The sequence below is a fragment of the Paenibacillus sp. SYP-B3998 genome (genome assembly GCF_010820665.1).
GTDB lineage: Bacteria > Bacillota > Bacilli > Paenibacillales > NBRC-103111 > Paenibacillus_E.
Window position 1 is genome coordinate 1 of the sequence record NZ_JAAIKC010000017.1, and the last position, 19114, is coordinate 19114.

Sequence of the window (19114 nt, forward strand, 5' to 3'; positions counted from 1 at the left end):
CACGCCGCCAGCGTTCGTCCTGAGCCAGGATCAAACTCTCCATAATAGTTAAACCTATTTGAAAGCTTAATTGCTCATTTGCGTTGCTAGCGAGATTTGCATCTCTTTTTTGGTCGATTGCTCGACCCTGCTTCTTTCACTCGTTGTTCAGTTTTCAAAGATCAATTTCTTTCGTTCCCGTCCTGCTCTCGCGGCCGGAAGTTCACTATAACACACTTACAATTCTTTTGCAACTTGTTATTCTCAAGTTACTTTCGCCAGCCTGTCTTGCGGCCGGAAAAACAATATACCATGGCACGCGACTATAATGCAATGTTTTATTTTTCCAAATGCAAAAAAGTTTGAGAAGCTGATTTTAACCATTTTTTAATCAGGTATCTCTATATATTCCGAAACTCTGGATTTCAAAGTCTCAATCAATTCTTCATTCATGAACGGATACTCATCTGGTATATCCAGACAGATCAGTTTTTTATCAGCGATTGCATCATGAAACTTTTCTTTAATTCTCTTCACATGCTTCTTCTCCATTGCAAAAATGATATCCGCCCAGCCTACGTGTCCACTTGTTATTTTAATTCTTGCCTGTTCTTCTGTCCCCACAGATCTAACTTCAAACCCATTGTAATGAGCGAATATTTTCTCAGCAGTTAGACTTCTCCACTTATTTCTGCTGCAAACAAAAAGAATCTTCATTGTAAGCATCCTCACTTTTGTTTTAATTCAATCCATGACTGTCATTATAAAGGGGCGAGATTAACTGAAAATGAACAATCCCTTACTGGATTTAAGACCTGTGAGGGACTGTTCTTTTTCGTATCAATTAATCTTGTTGGATTGTACAATCTTCTGTTATCTCTACGGCTTTCATATTTTCCTTATTGGCAGGGAATTGAGCGGACGGCTTCTACTTTACTCTTGATTTTTAATGAGAATGGTTTGATGCTTCTCATCCCATTCTACTCCTGCCCCTAGCGATTCACTAATGAATCTAATAGGAACTAAAGTCGCACCATTCCTTAAGCGTGGCGCTGCATCCAATTGCTTACTTTGGTTATTTAGAATGGCTTCCTTGGAATCAATCTTCAAAGAAATCTTATGTTGGCCTTTCAAAGCAGTGATCTTTTGTGTTTCGCCGTCCCATGAAATGCTTGCTCCTAGTGCAACAAAGATCCGGCGCATTGGCACGAGAACAGTTCCATTGTCTAGAATCGGCTGTTCATCCCCATAATAGGGTTGAACATAACCATTTAGCTTAACGGTGATGACTGCACCATGTTTAATCACTAGTCGACGGCTCATTGCATCTTGAATGATCTTAAGCGCTTGCTCATCCAAAGGATTATTAATCAAATCTATCTCCCAATAACTAGAGTAATCTTTTAAAGACTCAATATTCGTAATTTGATTGTTGGCTAAAGACAAGTTACTCAGCCTTTTAAGAGAATAAAGAGCAGATATATCCTTAACATCATTGAAACTAAGGTTTAATTCATTTAACCCTGAAAGACTGGCTAACGGCTGAAGGTCTGTTATTTTGTTTTCCGACACACTCAAGCTCTTCAACTTATCTAGCCTTTTTAAAGGACTTAAATCGGTAATCTGGTTGTGATCAAGAGATAAATGCTCCAATCTGTTGAGATTCCCCAAGAAATTAATCTCCTTCAGCCCGTTATCCCTTAATGTTAATGAACTTAAAGATTTCATTTTCTCAACTTCCCTGAAATCTTTAATGGGATTTGCATCAAGATTGAGAGTAAAAAGCTTCGGTAAATTCTGTAGAGGTGTAATATCCGAAATCTGATTATGATTCAGACTTAGGCTTGTTAGACCCTTCATAGTTGAAAATAAATTAAGATCTGAAATTTCGTTATCATTCAGTTCAAGCTTGCTTAAAGCTGGTAATTTCGAAAGTGGAGAAATATCGCTAATCCGATTATTGGAAAGCTTCAATTCCTTTAAACGAACCATCTCATTTAGAAAAGTTAGATCTTGAAGACCGAAATGGCTGAGATTAAGGAACTCAACTTTAGTGAGAAACCGTAAGGCTGAGAAATCTTTCACTGGATTACCATGAAAACTGACAAGTGCAAGATCTGGCATATCTTTGAAAACGCCAATATTCTCGATCTGGTTCCCAGGCAGCGAAAGAACGTCTAATTTCGTTAACTTCCCAAGTGAGGTGATATCTACAATAAGATTGTTACCTAGATATAGAATTTCTAAATTTGCGATCTCTGATAATGGTGATAGGTCTCGAATATGATTGTTGTACGCAGATAGTGCAATTAAGTCTTTCATTCCTTGTAATGGACTCAAATCTGCAATTTCATTTTCATTGATCCCTATTTTTTTTAATTTACTAAGCTTTGTTAGGGGTTCTAAGTTACTGATTTTATTACCGCTTAAAGACAAGTCTTCAAGGTTAGTTAACTCCTTTAACGGACTTATATCCGTTATCTCATTGTCACTAAAGTCAATGTTGGTTAATTGGGTTAAATTTGCGATGGGCGACAGGTCAGCGATTTTGTTCTCCATTACGTGCAAGGACGTCAGATTAATTGCAAACTCTAAGCCCTTTAGACTTTTGATTCCAAGTGCACTAGATTCTTCAATCGAATGGATGGCTTGCATATCCTGGCTCGTAATGGGTCTGTTTGATATTTGGAGTGTCTTTCTTAAAACGGATTCAAGCTGCGGATCCTCTATACTTACTATATCTGTTGAATCAGCTTGCGCCACACCGGATTGACCTACGAAATGAATGGCAAATAAAAAGCAAAAAACCATGGAGTAAATTAGTAATTTGGGTAATCTAAGCATCTTTACTTTCCTCCTATGAAGAAAATTAGATCTTGAATTTATCTACCATACTGCGCAAGTCCTCTGCCATATTGGACAGGGCCGCGGCTGAAGATGTTACTTCCTGCATCGAAGCCAGCTGCTCTTCAGCAGAAGCCGATACGTTCTGTGTCTCTCCGGCATTGGTTTCGGCCACTTCCGAAATGGTTTGAATGGCGGTCACTATGCGTTCTGCGCCCTCAGAGATCTGCTCGGCATAACCCGATACATGACCTACCAGATCGCCAAGTCCTGTTATTCCATGCTGGATTTCCTTGAATAAATCGCCATTTCTATTCACGGCTTGCCTACCAGACTCTACTTCCTCAACTGCCGTGTTCATCGTCGCTGCAGCATGTCCAGTGTCAGCTTGGACTGACAAAACTAGCGCAGCAATCTGCTCAGCTGAGTAAGCGGTTTGGTCGGCGAGCTTGCGAATTTCGGAGGCTACAACCGCAAAGCCTTTTCCAGCTTCGCCTGCTCTCGCCGCTTCAATGGAAGCATTTAATGAAAGTAAATTCGTTTGTTGAGCAATTCCGGATATGATTTCAACGATATTCCCGATTTCATCTGATCTTTGCCCCAATGTTTTGATCACCATGGCCAATTCATCTACCATGTTCTGAATAACACCCATTTGCGAGACGGCATGCTCAACGGCAAGTCCGCCCTCTTTGGCCTTAACGGTTACCACACCAGTGGCTTCAGACATTTGCTTGGTGTTATCAACGATAAGACGAACTTTATTCGACATGTCCTCAGCGGTGTACGCTCCGCTTGTTACACTGTCAACCTGTCGTCCTGCGCCTTCAGCAACGACTTGAATCGCGTTTGCAATATGTTCCGTGACTTTAGAAGTTTGCTCCGCCCCTGCGGTCAGCTGTTCCGAAGAGGAAGCCAACTGATTAGAAGAAAGGCTAACTTCTGTGAGAATCGTCTTGATTGTTTGCGTCATTCGGTTAAAGCTAACAGCGGCTTGAGCGATTTCATCCCCGCCCCTTACGATCAACACATGATTGAGATCCCCGGCTTCCACAAGCTCGATCGATTGTTTCAAACGTACAAGGGGGCGCGTTAGTCGATTAGCAAGTATATAGGTCAGGACCAGACCGATGAAAACAATAACGATGGTGATTAGACCCATACGGCTAGCCATGTTATTAACAGGCGCGTCTAGTTCAGCTAGTGGAGCACTCAGAATCAGCACCCAATTGTTGCTTGTTCTCGCGTAATAGCCGAATTTATCTATTCCGCTAAATGAATAAGTAAACGTCCCTTGTTCACCCTTTATCGCCTTATTAAATGCCTCTGTGAGTTCGGGTGAGTTAAAGTCTTTGACTGTGGTCTTCATAATCCGCTCTTTTTCTCGATGGTAAATCACATTCCCCGCGGAATCCAAAAGAGTTGCGTAGCCCGTTTTACCGAACTCAGCAGTCGAAACGGTTTTCGTAACGTCCGCTATGGCTACAGAAGCAGTAAAATTACCCGCTACTTTTTGGTTATTTAAAATAGGGGCACCCAGGATGACAGATAAAGAATTATCTACCTTAGAGGCTACAGGGTCAGAGATGATGGATTTCCCATTATTCAACTCTTTTATATACGCGCGTGTGGAAAGATCCAATATTTCCCCATTTTGATTCATTGAATTTCCCCCCGAAAGCTCATGAGAGAACACGATACCCGTTAGCTCCGGATTTTGCTGCTGAGCTTTCTTAATGAAATCTAACTGTTTCTCGGTGTTTCCGAAATTGCCCTCAGCCATTTTGGCCAGTGTCTTCACGACGGATAGCTTGGATTGCAGATGGGTATCTAACGTTTGAGTAATGACCGTTGCGCTCGCTTTGACTTCCTCATCAATACCATCCCGAACTGTATTAGAGGCGAAATAATAGCTAAGATAAGAAATGCTTAGTAAGCTTAATAATAAAAGGAGTCCTGTAAAAAAGAGCAGCCTTATCTTTATGCTTTTTAGATGCACCTTATTTTTGAAACTGTTAAACGTTGTGTGACTTCTTGACTCTTTCATGTTCTTCCTCCAGATCTTCAAATAGATAAAGCATCTATACTATTTCGGATACTCTCTTCTAAATCTTTAGCTGAAAAAATAATCTGTTAAAAATAAAAAAAGCAAACCTTCCAGCTTTTTGCTGAAGACTTGCCTTTTCTACACCTTGTTTGTCCTTTGGTAATAAAAGGAAAAATCATTTTAGCTTATCGTAGCCGTAAGCCATATGGTTGTTCCTTGCATTAGTCTAATCTCAGTTAGCTCATATCACCTACAACCGCGGATCCATCTCTTTCTCTCTAGCAACCTCAAACAACAGATTCGCTGCCACTTCCTTAAAAACCTCATTATGCGGCGTAATCTCATTGAACTTAATAGAGAGCATTTTATTCCCTAGCAGATGCTCATTCATTGACGTACGAAGCTTTTGTTTAATGTTCTTCTGCTTGATCAGCTTCTTGAACTTATGCGGGAATCGGTAATCATAACCATAGATAATCGATAAGTAATCTTTGTTGCGAACCTTCATATAAGGAACCGCATTACTTTTGCCGACCTCTGGCTTAATCACAACGCCTTCCATATGGTTATCGACAGTCAATTTGGAGAAATACTGCTCCGCTCTCTCGTACCGATCAGGTTCGGACAGATCCAATACGAGGTATTCATCCTCCGACAAGAAGCTGTACATCTCCGATGTCTTCCAATCGGGAATCTCCTCAGCACCCTGCTCATAAACTACTTTCAACAAGGCAAAAGGCTTGTATACAAGCTCTCCGTCTTCTGCATAAATCTCCAGTTGTTTTTTGTAAGTTTCATAGGCCTGGAGATGATCTTCTAACGACACATAAGTATCCAAAATATCATGGACATTCTTGTAATTTTGATACACGTGAGAACCGTATTTATCGCTAAGCGCGGTTTTGGACAGGTGATGCTGGTCCTTCTCAAAGCCGCTCGCTTGATACTCTTCGGTTAGCTTGCCCAAAGCTTGCTCAAAGCCATTTTGTTTTAGAAAATCTAACTCGCTCTCCAAAGCTTTCTCGATTGGCTTGAACTGCCTTTGAATAAGTCCATCTCCAATCGCTTTCCAAGGCAGCAGCTCCCCGTCCAGAATCAGCATCGCAATCTGCTTCTCTTCTATATAAGCACCGAATTTCTGAAGCAGCCTCGCGTAGATGTCCGTCAAATCAACCTGCTTGATTTGGTAGCCATTGCGACTAACGGCAAAGCATTGTTCAATGTCCTTGCTCAGGTAAATATTACAGCGTGAACCCATATACTTCGGTTGCAAAACAACCTGCTGAACGCCCCGCTCCGCAAAGTAGTCCAAGCCGCGCTGCAACGACTCCAGATCTTGAGCAGCCTCATCCTTATCGGCCGGAGACATCGTCCCCGAGATGAAATTCACCTTATTCTCAGAGATGTACTGCAATCTGCGGATTTCATCTTCAGCCAGGTCTTGGAGCGATACGATGCGCTCTTCCTGGAACAATGCAGGAAGTTCATCCGTCATGATGACTTGATTGGACTTCTGAGACTTCATGAACGGTTTAGTTGAAAGGGTAACCGACGTGAGCGCATTCCCATGTGCGCTGCCTGTGTCGATATGCATTTTGTTTTTGATGCGGAACGCATTTTTGGCGGCTATGTGCCCAAATACATGGTACGGATGGTTTTTCACCGCATCCAGTTTGAGAAAAGCAAGCTGATCCTCTACCGACGCCTCACGATCAAGGCGGAAATTCCGCTGATGACGAACGGAGCTCGTATCGAGTTTGCCTATATATTTATTTCTACACGGCGCATGGGTCACGTAGAAGGACGGGCTATTCAAGCCGATGAAGCGATAAAAGGGTTGCGCAAGCGACACCAAATGATTGAACTTCTGGAGCAACTCCTCATCGTGCTCCAGTACTTGTGTCGAATCGAAGTAAGTATGAAGCAGCTCTTCATCGACTCCGCTGATCTCCCCACGCATGAACTTATAAACAAAATTCTCATGATTCCCCATGACGAACAAGAAGTGTTCCTGATTTTCGTATAAAAATTGAACGGTTTCCTTCGTCTTCTTCCCCTTATCGATCCAGTCGCCAACCGAAATGATCTTCGTATTGAGTACTTTATCCGTAACTACAAGCCTATTGCCCTCCATTTTGTAACCATGGCTAAGCAAAAGACCTTGAAGTTCATCCACACATTCATGGATATCGCCAATGACGATATACCTCGCGGCTTGCGGGAGAATCGTCGACAAGTAGTCGTGCTGATCTTCAATGACCACCTTGTAATGAGGGTTCACTTGACCGTCAGTCACGGAATAAAAATCTTTATGGCGCACTTTATGAATCTTGGAATAGTCTTCTCGGGAGAGCGATCCCAGAACGTCTTTGCGCAAGCGATTAATGTGGCTCGTAATTAACTTTTTGGAACGATCCGTAGCGTAGTAATCTTCTCTATTGCGATAATCGAACAATATAACTTCCAAATTGTAATGATTAGCTTGAGCAATCTCTCGAACCTTGGCGCGGAAATCCTCCGCTAATCCAGTCGTATCGACAACCACGAACTCCGCGTTAATCGGAAAGGAAGTCGCCATCTTCAATCTCTCGAACAAGAGATGAAACGCCTGCTCGCTCGCCTCGAGCATCACTTGATCGTACTTATCATACGCATTGCCAAGAATCTCTTCGCGAATGCTGTCTGATGAGAGATATTGGACATTTGCTCTGAAATTTTTGGCCTCATCGCTGAACTTCAGCCCATGAATCAGAACTTCCTTGGCAAAAGTTGTTTTCCCGCACTCCGTTGCTCCAATCAAGAGAAAGATCGTATGTACTCTCGTTTGAATCTCCACTGCCTATGCCCCCCTTTTCTTAAGTATGACGCCTTGTGTCGTCTGGATTTGGTTGACCCCGTCGCCGATGGCTACGAATTCATAATCGAGATTCAGTCCGTGAATGACATCCATAAACCACATTTGAAAGGCATCCTGCCCCATTTCCCATTTGTGATCCTCATGCCTATAACCAGTCAATTCATAAAAGACATTGAAATCGGAGTTCGGCGTCGTAATGATAAAATGGTCAAAATCAACGTGCTCGCAAATTTGCCGAATCAGCCCCTTGGCCTCATCTTCACTCATATGCTCAATAACTTCCGTTAGGATAATATCGACCTGCTCGCCATTATAAGCTTCTAAGAAACGATCAATAGAGCTGAACGGGACAATATTATCGATATCCTTCGAATTCGCTTTCCGGCTTACGACGGCTAACAATTGCTCATCAATATCAATCGCATAGTAACTGCCCTCGATCTTCGCCGAGAACGGAATCGCATAAAACCCTTCCCCACAGCCAACATCCACAATCGATTTGTCGAACGGCAGCGCACTTGCAATATAGTTCCTCCGTTGAAGTCCCGTACCTCCATAAGCAAACTGGATGTCGTAAAGGCTCGTTCTCTCTAGCTCCGCTTTGTAAGTCCTGAAGCGTTCCTTGGAAGATAAGAAATGCCTAACAAACAAGTTGCGAATATAAAACGGCGCGTCGATCACATGAATGCTCTTGATATATTTATCCAAAATGTTATCTGTAATATCCATATACTCATTACCAAACATAGCTAAGAATAAACACAGCACACTCACAGCATGCATGAGATGGTACAGGCTTCGCCGCGTCGTGATCTTAAGCGAGTAGCTTTTATGAGCCTTATGGTTAATTTCGAACGTAAAATCTTTCAGATGCTTTCCAAAAATTTCAACATACCGCACCATCTCAACATGAATCATATTGATATAAAAAGAGTGCTCGTATCCTTCCACATCCCGTTCATCCTGCGCCTTAAGCGGAGCTGAGAAAAACTCATTGATCGCATTCAATGGAAATAAAGGCGTGTTATAGCGGGACACATTAAGATATTCAAAATGATCCTGCTCATTCTGCTTGTATGAAACTTCATTATCCGCATCCTTAAAATATACATTGAATGTCGAATCATCCGTGTACCAGCCATAAGCAATCCCCTTACGGATCGACCTGAGCATCGCGCCAGATTCTGGATTCTTTTTGATGATAAAAGAAAGCTTCGGGTTCGTGGATCTCACTTGAACAATTGCCATTGTTATCTTCCCCTTGGAAATAAGAATATAAAAAAAGGCCATGGACTCAAGAGTCCATGACCGGGTCATACGGCTAACGCAGAGAGGAACCAGCAGAAATTGCCAGTCTACGCCGTGTAAGCAGATACCAGATGAGACGATGAGAGTTTGAATCGTATACAGCTTTCCATGTTGAAGCTACTATGTTCATTATGATTGAAATGGAATAACTGTACTACATTCATCTTCACCGAACTCCTTTCGTTATCGTATTGTTACCAAGATATTAACTTGGTATCCATTTGTTGTCAATGGGGGTTGCCAAATTCCTCTATACGTATCTGATCTTTTCTCTACATTAAATTTGTTAAGGCATCTTGGGCCCATCTTCTTGACTTGTACTCCAATAATCAACAATAAGCCATTTTCCTTCTATTAATTCTAATGTGACTGTATCCATGTAAGGACTAGATTTTCCTTTGACCATAACCTCTACCAAAGCTTCTTTCTGTTTGCCTTTTACAGGAACGTCAGATATCGACTTCTGTTTAGGATGGTCGATATCCCTAATCTTCACAATGCGATAACTTTGTATGTCCCCGTACCAAAAACGATAGTGTATGACCAATTGTGGATTACCATCTGGAAAGAATTCACCCGTGCGCTCAGCACTTGTGACATATAAATCGTAGAATTTAATCAAAGTATCCCTTGCGGCAGCATGTTTTGGTGCGTTTGGATTTTGATTGTAAAGATACAGACCAAATATAGCAGCAGCTAAGCTAAGTAGTATCAGCAGTATTGTGAGAGTTCTTTTCATATTCCCCCCGGTACTAACAAAGACATTCGGGATATTTTGGACAAGACTGTAACTAAAATGGGTGAAAAACTTCCTATGGATACGGGCTAGTTTTTCTCATCATCAGCATCCTGAAATAAATGCCTAAGCATAGTCTTTCGATTCTCTAAAAATCTTCGGGTAATTTGGTAATGAGCAGTGTCTTCATACGCAATTTGAGATATTGGATAGCTATCAAAATTAATGATCTGAGCATCGGGATATCCCATTAGAATAGGCGAATGCGTAGCAATAATGAACTGTGAAGAATCTGATAGATCCTTGATAATCTGGAGTAATGAAAGTTGTCTTGCTGGTGATAGCGCTGCTTCCGGCTCGTCTAGTAAATAAATCCCTTTGTCTCTAAACCTATGTTTGAATAGACTAAGAAATGACTCCCCATGAGATTGACTATGGAGGGATCGACCACCATATGATTCGAATCCACCTATCTGATCGATATGTGTTGCAAACTCATAGAATGATTCTGCCCTCATAAAAAAACCGTTTGTTATCTTTGGTAACCATGATAATCTCACGTAATTTCCTAAAGCGGCCTCGGCGGATCCTACGTGATACGTATTGTTCCTTCCCCCACCGGCTGTATTAAACCCACACTGATAGGCTATTGCCTCAAGTAATGTCGATTTCCCTGAACCATTTTCACCCACGAAAAACGTAACATTACTTGAAACATCTATGGAATCCATTCCTTTTATTAATGGAAGTGAGAACGGATACCCCTGAAAATTGACCATTCTCTCCTTTAATATTGTCACACTTTTTAGAGACATCGGTTTCTCCCTTTCAAAAGGTATCAGAAATGCATCTGGTGATTTTGTCTTGTATTTACCTCGAAGATAGGCAGTTCATTACCAGATCATACCATATTTTAGGCAATTAACTATGAAAAAACACCTGCTATTTGATATTTAACAGCAAGTGTTTGGAGATTTCTATTCACCTTCATCACGTGACTTTAACCCTTTTATCTTATTTTCTAAAATACCCTTCTCCAGCCTCAGATGAAGCAATTCTGTATCCAGATCCTGGCCTATCGTATGTACCGCGGTAACGATGTCCTCAGCAGTCAGCATGTGAATAGAATCTGCTTTATTGGAGATATAATCTAGAATAACGTTTATAAAATCTGTGCAAACGCTGATTTTTTGGTGCAAAATGTTTTCTTCTTGAATTGCTTCGTCGTATTTTCTAAGGATGTCTTGAATGCTAATCGCCTCCTTACATATTACGCTTTTACGTACCAACCATAATAGTATTATATGGTACGTTATTGCGTATAGTCAACAACTAAATATGATTACTTGTAGGTGATCTGATATGACCAAAAAAATTGTCGTTAAAATTTCCGAGCTGACTAAACATCACAAGATATCCTTGCGTGAGTTATCTAGATTATCTGATGTTAGACATGCTGCTTTGAGTGAATTATCTAATGGTAAACGAGAAAATGTGAATTTCAGTCATATTGTAAGAATTGCTGAAGCTTTGAATATTGAGGATATACGAGAAATTATTGATTTGGTTGAGGATGATGAGTGAGAATTCCATCAAAAATACACCACTGTCTAATCAATATTAGTTTAGGCTCGCTTCAAATTTTGTGCGTTACGTGATTTCGGTTATACTAAGCATAAATTTTAAATAAGTAGGAGAGAACAATGAAAAAAGTCGATGTTGTTGGAGCTGTTATTTTTAATGAAAAAAACGAAGTGCTATGTGCACTTCGCTCTCAAAATATGTCTTTAGCAGGGTATTGGGAATTTCCCGGCGGTAAAATCGAGAATAATGAAACTCCTGAGCAGAGCCTAGCTCGCGAAATTAAGGAAGAACTGAACTGTACAGTTCAAGTCGGTGAACTTGTTGCCGATGCAACTCATGAATACCCAACAGTTATTGTCAGATTAATTACCTATAAAGCTAAAATTATTGAAGGATCTCCTACTCCAAATGAGCATGAAAAGCTACTATGGTTACCTCTTGATAGACTCAATGAGCTTGAATGGGCACCCGCTGATCTTCCAACTTTAGAAGTACTCCGTAGAAATTAATACTAGCGAATAAAATCTGTGTAGAGCGCATCAGGAATCGGTTGATGTAATCTCCAGTTAATATTCATTGGCTTATCTCCATGGCTATTTACATAATCGGCTTCACCTAAATAAGTGAACGGCAAGGCAACATTATGCATCTTCTCAAACTTTCGTACAAAGAGATGAATATGTCTACCTTTAACCACATGGTGTATAAATTCTTGTCCACGCTCGGAGTCGTGGGAAGTGGGATTTTGACTTTGCCAATGGAAATGTTGCTGATCTACAAAATAGTCATGATACTGTAAGTGATCAGCAACAGTTCCTCCCTTGTTTAAATTAATAAACAACAAATAATGATCCCCTACTCGACTAACTCCTTCGCGCCAAGTGCCTTCTTTGGCTGGTGATTCAAACAAATAAATCAGATCATTTCTTGTATAATTCTGGTATTTCACTACGTTCTTTTGGCTCTCAAAGAACACATCAGGTCTATAAAATCTTCGGAATTCCGCCAATCCGTATTCAATACGTTCTGTTATATAACTTAGTAACTGACCATCCTCATTTATTTGCTTAATCGTATCGGATGAGATAAATTTGCCGTTCTCTAGCTTACCGAATGACCAATTCTGCTTTGGTAGATGAATAGATAGCTTCTCCATTGCCTTATCAATCTTACTCCCATGAACATCTTCAGCTATTGGTAGAGCAAACCTGTAGCTTAAATCACTAATTACATCTTCTCGAGTTATTATTCCTTTTTCAATTAATTTAGCTAAAACCGAAAATCCGTACGGCCATTTAAGAGGTAACATGTTTTCAATTCTTCGTATTACTTCTAACATTTGTTTGTTTTCTAGCAATTGTTTATCAAAGCTATTTAAGTCTTGCATTTTCTTTTTCGTTTCTACCCATGATCCATATTTCTTGATGAAAAAATGTACACTAGGAGCCCCATCAAAATATAAAAAATCGTTTAATTCAGGTGAGTACCCTAATTCTCTTTTAAATTGATTATAAAGGTCCATGAGAAGAAGATCTCGATCCATTCGGATATTCTCAATTTTCTTCAAAATTTCCTTTCGTGAGACTTCTTCCAGATCTACAAAGCAACCATCTGGTAAATCAGCAAATTCAGTCTCAATTGCAATTCGTAAAGAATCACGATCAAATGCTTTATGGTTATGCTGATCGGACAATGCTAATGGAACAATAAATGATTTTTGGTAATTTCCGATAAAATCCAATATAGTCACATACTCTTTACCTGCTACTTTCCGCAGTCCTCGACCAAGCTGTTGAATAAATATCGTTGCTGATTCCGTAGGCCTTAGAAATAGAATCAAATTAACTTTAGGGATATCTACACCTTCATTGAAAATATTAACAGTAAAAACAATCTGTAACGGATTGCTTTCATCTTCAAGTCTAGCAATTACTTTCTGCCTTTCTTCAGGGGAATCCTTTCCTGTTAAATAGGCCGAACTATACCCTCGCGCATTAAATTCCTCACACATATATCGAGCGTGTTCAATTGAAGCACAAAAACCTAAACCCATCATCATCCTTCCGTCATACCCAAACTTATTAATCATACTAATAATGTAGTCTACCCGCTCGTTGTTGTTTAGTGCCCTTACTAGCTCTTTTTCTACAAACTGACCATTACTTTGTAGCTCTATTTGATTATAATCAATGGTCGAATCACTTAAACCAAAATAACGGAATGGAGTCAGAAGCCCCTCCCTTAATGCATCTCTTAAGCGAATTTCATAAACGACATTATTATCACACAGTGTTAGAACATCTCGGCCATCCATTCGATCAGGCGTAGCCGTTAAGCCCAATAAAAACTTGGGATTGAAATGGTTAATAACTTTTTTATAGGTTGTTGCTTCCGCATGATGAAACTCATCCACCACAATATAGTCGAAATAATCCTCATTGAATCTATTTAAAACATCATCTCGCGATAAAGTTTGCACCGTACTAAATAGATATGGTTTATCCCACTCTTTTTCAGCTCCGGTTAACTTACCACATAATTCAGCATTGTTAAGAACCTTTGAGAAGGTCTTTTTTGAGCTTTCCAAAATCTCATCTCTATGTGCTAGAAATAAGACTTTCTTCGCTCCAAACTTCCTCACATCAAATGCTGACAAATAAGTTTTCCCTGTTCCTGTAGCTGCAATAACTACACCTTTATTATGACCATTTAATCTCGTTTGTTCTAAGGCATCAAGAGCTGCCTGTTGCATGATGTTAGGCGTAATTTCTTGAGCATTATCGGTCAAGTCATTAAAGCTGTCCGCCATATCTACATGGTGTGCCGCTAAATAAGGATTTACAAGCATGATTTTCTTATTGTTATATTCTTTCTCATAGGCATCGATCAATTCCACATTGAGCTGTTTAGCCTTAATATCCGCCCAATACATATCGAAGGTCTTCTTTGCATTTTCGTATATAGAGTAATAAGTATCCCCTGGTAACTTAACATTCCATTCATGACCTGTCTTCAAGGCAGAGAAACTGAGATTAGACGAGCCAATTATAACTGTATTCAAGCTAGACTTTCTCTCAAACATATACGCCTTTGTATGAAAAGAAACGCGCCCAGAGTCAAATACCTTAGTTTCAACATTAGGCAGTTCTAATAGCCGACGAAGTGCTTTTGGTTCAGTAATTTTCAGATAAGTCGATGTTAAAATTTTCACTTTCTTTGTTGGATCTTCAATCCTTAGATCATCCAGTGCTCTAATTAAAAGTTGTAAACCCGACCAGCGAACAAAACTAACCATGAAATAAGCATTATCCGCAGTTAAGAGCTCATACTTTAGAGCTTTCAACAAATGCATGGGATCTGACACTGAATTCGTAAGTAACAGCGGATGCGACAGAAATAATTCAGGATACATCGGTAAGGTATGATCATCATTTCTATAGTGAATCGCCTTCAACGGCATGTCCAATTCGTATGAAGGTAGATTCGGAATCATGGCTCTCAATTGATGAGTGAGTTCTAATATCTGTGCCTGCTGGTTCTGATCAGCAAGTTGCTTAAACGTTTTACTTATATCTTTCATAACTTGCTGAATTAATGCATGGTTATGGTTCTGAGGAAGTAAATTATACGTAATTTGATTGGCAGGATACTCTTTATTCTTATGTAAAATTTCTTCGAAAACTCCCTTATGTTCGCTCATGTTGTTCCTCCTAGGATACAAAAATACTAGCTAACTTTATCTATGAACATTACACTAGGGGCACTTTTAAAAGGGGTTCGCTAGATTCTTCCATTTTACTATATTTCAATAGACTATAGATTTTAAATATTACACCTTCTATATCAGATTCTATTAGCCACTCAGAGCCACTCTGATCATCTCACCTTGAGGCAAGTAAACCTTAGCTTGGCAAATTTACAAGTCGCCACCTCACAGCACCATGAATGTCCAGCAACCAATCTCCAAAAAACCCCACTAACCAAAAACCCGCTCCACCTGAATCAATCCCGCATAAACACCGCCCGCACCCAACAACTCCCTATGGGTACCCATCTCGGCAACCTGCCCGTCCTCCATGACGACAATCAAATCTGCGTTCTCTACCGTAGATAAACGGTGTGCAATAAAAATCGTCGTTTTCCCTTGACGTAGCACGTCCAGCTCGTGCATAACCCTTCTTTCAGTTTCCAAATCCAATGCGGAGGACGCTTCGTCCAAGATCAATAGCTCTGGATTGATTAAGATCGCTCTTGCAAGCGCGAGGCGCTGCCTCTGCCCGCCGGACAATGTGATGCCGCGTTCCCCTAGCACGGTTTCGTACCCATCTGGCAGCATGAGAATGGTGTCATGGATTTGTGCGATGCGGCAAGCCTCTATCACCTCGTGCTCTTGAACTTCTCTACCCAGTGTAACGTTCATTCGAACTGTTTCTGGAAGCAGGTAGGGGTCTTGGAATACGACAGACATTCGAGACAACCATGTCTCGCGATTGTAGGTGTCCATCGACATCGAGTTTACTTCGATGTAACCTTGACCTGGCTCATACAGCCGCGCAAGTAACTGAGCGACAGTCGATTTTCCAGCACCACTTGCGCCAACAATGGCTATCTTTTGACCTATCGGTAGATCCATAGTAAGACCTTTTAATACCATCCCGCGATCCTCACTGTACTGGAAATGAACGTCGCAAAAGCTTAATTGAACGATGGCTCCGCTAATCGCGCGTGTCCCTTCTGTTAATTGATCGCCATGCAACCATTCGCCCGCACGTTCCACAGTGGCTTTGGATTCAGCGAAACGAATAATGAAGTTGTATACGCCTTGATAAGCATCCATGAGTTGATTCGTAAATTGATACACGATAACGAATGTCCCGATGGTCATCCGCCCTTGTATCACACTGTAGCCACCGAACCCGAGAATCAGCAGCACGGCCCCCCAACGAAAGGGATCGGTGAAGAATGACTGCTTGTTCTTCAGCTTGGCCTGCTCCAGCATTTTCTTCAAGTAGTTCTGAAACCCTGCATCGATTTTCTCTGCTTCCCAAGCATTCCGATGATAGGCTACTACCTCTCGGGTGGACGAGATTCCCTCTTCGATATGAGTGCCAATTTCGGAATGGCAGCTCTGAATGTCCTTTGCTACCTTGCTCATCTTGGGTACATATCGTTTACTGAGCCAAATATAGAATAGGCTGAGCAGGGAAATGCTCACTAGCAACCAAACATTCGCGCTTCCGACGATCACCATAAGAATGAACATATTTAATCCATTTTCAATCCCGTAAGGGAGATGATTTGTAAAAAAATCCCTCGAACGAAGGAACTGCTCCATTCTCGAAGAAATGCTGCCGATCCTTTCATTTTGGAACGTTGCGGTCGGCATACGGTGCAGCTTTCGCATGAAGCTCTCGCGCATCAGAATGCTTAGCTTCGTAGAGGTTCGTTCGAAGAACATGTCCTTAGCAACCCAAGAGCCCACATAGACAATAGCGCTTGCGATAAACAAGACTAATACTTCTTTGAACCGATCATACTGTCCTTGCTGAAATACAGTATCGATCATTGTTCGCTGCACAGCTGTAATCAGGATGTAAGCGACGACCGAGACGACTAAAAGCAACATACTGATTGCATATAACCCTTTTACTTGCTTGAGAAAAGCAAAAAACCAGCGTAAATCCCTCATTCTTCGCCTCTCCCTTCGACAAGTGCATAGAATCTATCTCGCTTCGCCATCAATTCGGTGTATGTGCCAATTTCGGTTGCTTGCCCATCCTCCATGTAAACGATACGATCATAATCCACAATCGTGGACAACCGATGGGCAATGGCAATTGTCGTTCTACCCGCAGTCAACTCACGAAGTGCCCGAATGACTTCTGTCTCACTGACGGAATCGAGCGCTGAGGTTGCCTCGTCAAGAACTACGATAACGGGATTCTTAATGAGCATTCGGGCTATAGCGATTCGCTGCTTTTGCCCACCAGATAATTTCGTTCCACGCTCTCCGACCTGTGTCTCGTATCCGTTAGGAAGCTCCATAATGAAATCGTGCGCATATGCCGCCTTCGCTGCTGCCTCTATTTCTTCGTCCGTAGATGTTGGATTGCCGAAACGGATATTATCGCGAATATTCATACCGAAGAGATACGTCTCTTGAAAGACATACCCGACCGACTGACGCAGCTGTTCTAAAGAAAGATTTCGAATCGGGACACCGTCAAGCCGGATTTCCCCGCCATTTGGATCATAAAACCGCCCAATTAGCTTTGCTATCGTCGACTTCCCTCCACCGCTAGTTCCTACCAAAGCTATCTTTTCCCCCGCGTGAATGTTCAGCTCGAATCCCTGTAGCAAAGGCGTGCCAGCCAAATAACAGAAATCGACGCCATCGAATTCCAATTGCCCCTTCACTTGTGCAAGCCGCACCGGGTTCACTGCTTCTTGCACATCTGGCGGGCTGATCATAAAGCGATATAGGTTCTGGGCCCTAATCATCAACACTTTTTGTTCCGTCAAATTGGTTAATAAGATCGTCAGATCGAAAATAACGCGAAAAAACAGCAACGTGAAGCCAACGAATTCCCCAAGCGATAGCTGTCCTTCCCGAATTAAATAAAATCCGTATATAAACAGCAGGGTTCCTCCAAGATAAACCGCAATTCTACGTAACCCACCTCTTAAGTTGATATGGATAAAATGCAGGAATAAGGCATTGCTCGCCGCCTTCGCGGATTGGATCAATCGCTTTAAATCCCAAGATTCCCTACCGAGTGTTCGAAGCTCTAACAAGGCAGACAAGCTATCATATTGCTTTCTGTTCAACTCACGGAAACGATTAGAAGTTAGCTCGCCCGATAATGCTGACTTTTTCTCAAAATAGGGGCCTCCGACCATATAAACAAGGAAGCTAGGAATAAAAATTAAAGATAATTTCGGACTAATAGATATAAGAAAAAAGAGTGAGATTATAAGCAAAATGGAAACTCTAATAATGCTCGGAAAATACCTGCGGTGTATCTCCTGAATAGCTGGAATCTCAGATTGGAACAAGGATAGTGTCTCACCGACTGGATGCTTCTCGTAATAAGAAAATCCAAGCTCCCTCATTTTCCGAAACACCGATAGCTGCATATCAAAAGCCGCTTTCTCTTGAAAGCGCACACCAATCGATTGCTGCAAAGCATTGGCGATTATGAGAAATAGAACGGGCAAGGTTAGTCCGCCAATAACCCATGCGAACCTACGAATATCCTTATGCGGAAGGATGTCATCGATTAGAAATTGAATCCCCTTGGGGAAGGCAATTTGCGCGAATGCCTGGATCAAACCTAAGCAAAGGAATAAAATAACCTGACCGTAGTACGGTTTCAGATAAGCAAGGCACCACCGATAAACCGTGAAGAAGGATGCGCTCTTATTCCCTTCTGAATACGAACTCCTTGCCTTGGTAATACCTGCTTGCATCTTACACAACCTTTCTGAATGATTCCGCTAGAAATTAACAATATTGTCCAATAAGGGTAGCATATTAAATGTTGAATTGGATAGCGTTGATTTTAAAATTTTGTATGCTTTCGTCGATGGAGTGGCTTCGGTAAGACGCGCCGGATACCATAAAAGAAAAAGCAGGTATCACAGAGCTACCTGTGACACCTGCATTTTACGTTACGAAACCCTCCTAACAAATCGAGACATGCCTAATCCCGATGTCAATCACCAGCTATGCACCTATTTCCGACAGCAACGATTCAAT

The 19114-nt window shown here is 41.3% G+C and carries 13 protein-coding genes; 2 read left to right on the forward strand and 11 right to left on the reverse strand.

The genetic code is table 11. The annotated features are described in order from the left end of the window. Positions 1-366 precede the first annotated feature (366 nt). The 8 genes from GK047_RS25840 to GK047_RS25875 form a co-directional block, all read right to left on the reverse strand. Positions 367-696, reverse strand: a complete 330-nt coding sequence (locus tag GK047_RS25840; RefSeq protein ID WP_205516988.1) for a low molecular weight protein tyrosine phosphatase family protein — start codon at positions 694-696, stop codon at positions 367-369. A gap of 216 nt (positions 697-912) precedes the next feature. Next, positions 913-2823 (reverse strand): leucine-rich repeat domain-containing protein, encoded by a 1911-nt coding sequence (locus GK047_RS25845; RefSeq protein ID WP_163953169.1) that lies wholly within the window; start codon positions 2821-2823, stop codon positions 913-915. Between the two features lie 25 nt (positions 2824-2848). Next, on the reverse strand, positions 2849-4870 hold the full coding sequence (locus GK047_RS25850) for a methyl-accepting chemotaxis protein (RefSeq protein WP_163953172.1): 2022 nt from the start codon (positions 4868-4870) through the stop codon (positions 2849-2851). Between the two features lie 250 nt (positions 4871-5120). Continuing rightward, positions 5121-7706, reverse strand: coding sequence for a metallophosphoesterase (locus tag GK047_RS25855; RefSeq protein ID WP_163953174.1), 2586 nt, complete (start codon positions 7704-7706; stop codon positions 5121-5123). 3 nt (positions 7707-7709) lie between these two features. Further along, positions 7710-8975, reverse strand: a complete 1266-nt coding sequence (locus GK047_RS25860; RefSeq protein WP_163953176.1) for a class I SAM-dependent methyltransferase — start codon at positions 8973-8975, stop codon at positions 7710-7712. Positions 8976-9321: 346 nt separating this feature from the next. Continuing rightward, positions 9322-9774 (reverse strand): hypothetical protein, encoded by a 453-nt coding sequence (locus tag GK047_RS25865; protein WP_163953178.1) that lies wholly within the window; start codon positions 9772-9774, stop codon positions 9322-9324. Between the two features lie 86 nt (positions 9775-9860). After that, positions 9861-10586 (reverse strand): AAA family ATPase, encoded by a 726-nt coding sequence (locus GK047_RS25870; RefSeq protein WP_163953180.1) that lies wholly within the window; start codon positions 10584-10586, stop codon positions 9861-9863. 162 nt (positions 10587-10748) lie between these two features. Next, positions 10749-11060 (reverse strand): hypothetical protein, encoded by a 312-nt coding sequence (locus tag GK047_RS25875; RefSeq protein ID WP_205516989.1) that lies wholly within the window; start codon positions 11058-11060, stop codon positions 10749-10751. Positions 11061-11133: 73 nt separating this feature from the next. Here GK047_RS25875 and GK047_RS25880 point away from each other — a divergent pair, with 73 nt between their 5' ends. Continuing rightward, positions 11134-11355: a helix-turn-helix domain-containing protein gene (locus GK047_RS25880; RefSeq protein ID WP_163953182.1), complete on the forward strand. Its 222-nt coding sequence runs from the start codon at positions 11134-11136 to the stop codon at positions 11353-11355. Positions 11356-11474: 119 nt separating this feature from the next. After that, a complete protein-coding gene (mutT, locus tag GK047_RS25885; RefSeq protein WP_163953184.1) occupies positions 11475-11864 on the forward strand; it encodes an 8-oxo-dGTP diphosphatase MutT in 390 nt (129 codons plus the stop codon). Between the two features lie 2 nt (positions 11865-11866). On the opposite strand, the gene GK047_RS25890 is transcribed toward mutT, so the two are convergent. The 3 genes from GK047_RS25890 to GK047_RS25900 form a co-directional block, all read right to left on the reverse strand. Next, positions 11867-15055: a DUF3427 domain-containing protein gene (locus GK047_RS25890; RefSeq protein ID WP_163953186.1), complete on the reverse strand. Its 3189-nt coding sequence runs from the start codon at positions 15053-15055 to the stop codon at positions 11867-11869. Positions 15056-15331: 276 nt separating this feature from the next. Beyond that, positions 15332-17044, reverse strand: coding sequence for an ABC transporter ATP-binding protein (locus tag GK047_RS25895; protein WP_163953187.1), 1713 nt, complete (start codon positions 17042-17044; stop codon positions 15332-15334). After that, the gene (locus GK047_RS25900) at positions 17041-18825 is read right to left on the reverse strand and encodes an ABC transporter ATP-binding protein (protein WP_163953190.1); all 1785 of its coding nucleotides are present in this window, start codon (positions 18823-18825) and stop codon (positions 17041-17043) included. Before GK047_RS25900 ends, GK047_RS25895 begins: the two co-directional genes overlap by 4 nt. Positions 18826-19114 lie beyond the last annotated feature (289 nt).

Coding starts and splice junctions, on each gene's coding strand:
- mutT (WP_163953184.1), top strand. CDS start 11,475: ATGAAAAAAGTCGATGTTGTTGGAGCTGTTATTTTTAATGAAAAAAAC.
- GK047_RS25890 (WP_163953186.1), bottom strand. CDS start 15,055: ATGAGCGAACATAAGGGAGTTTTCGAAGAAATTTTACATAAGAATAAA.
- GK047_RS25900 (WP_163953190.1), bottom strand. CDS start 18,825: ATGCAAGCAGGTATTACCAAGGCAAGGAGTTCGTATTCAGAAGGGAAT.
- GK047_RS25850 (WP_163953172.1), bottom strand. CDS start 4,870: ATGAAAGAGTCAAGAAGTCACACAACGTTTAACAGTTTCAAAAATAAG.
- GK047_RS25840 (WP_205516988.1), bottom strand. CDS start 696: ATGAAGATTCTTTTTGTTTGCAGCAGAAATAAGTGGAGAAGTCTAACT.
- GK047_RS25880 (WP_163953182.1), top strand. CDS start 11,134: ATGACCAAAAAAATTGTCGTTAAAATTTCCGAGCTGACTAAACATCAC.
- GK047_RS25865 (WP_163953178.1), bottom strand. CDS start 9,774: ATGAAAAGAACTCTCACAATACTGCTGATACTACTTAGCTTAGCTGCT.
- GK047_RS25845 (WP_163953169.1), bottom strand. CDS start 2,823: ATGCTTAGATTACCCAAATTACTAATTTACTCCATGGTTTTTTGCTTT.
- GK047_RS25895 (WP_163953187.1), bottom strand. CDS start 17,044: ATGAGGGATTTACGCTGGTTTTTTGCTTTTCTCAAGCAAGTAAAAGGG.
- GK047_RS25870 (WP_163953180.1), bottom strand. CDS start 10,586: ATGTCTCTAAAAAGTGTGACAATATTAAAGGAGAGAATGGTCAATTTT.
- GK047_RS25860 (WP_163953176.1), bottom strand. CDS start 8,975: ATGGCAATTGTTCAAGTGAGATCCACGAACCCGAAGCTTTCTTTTATC.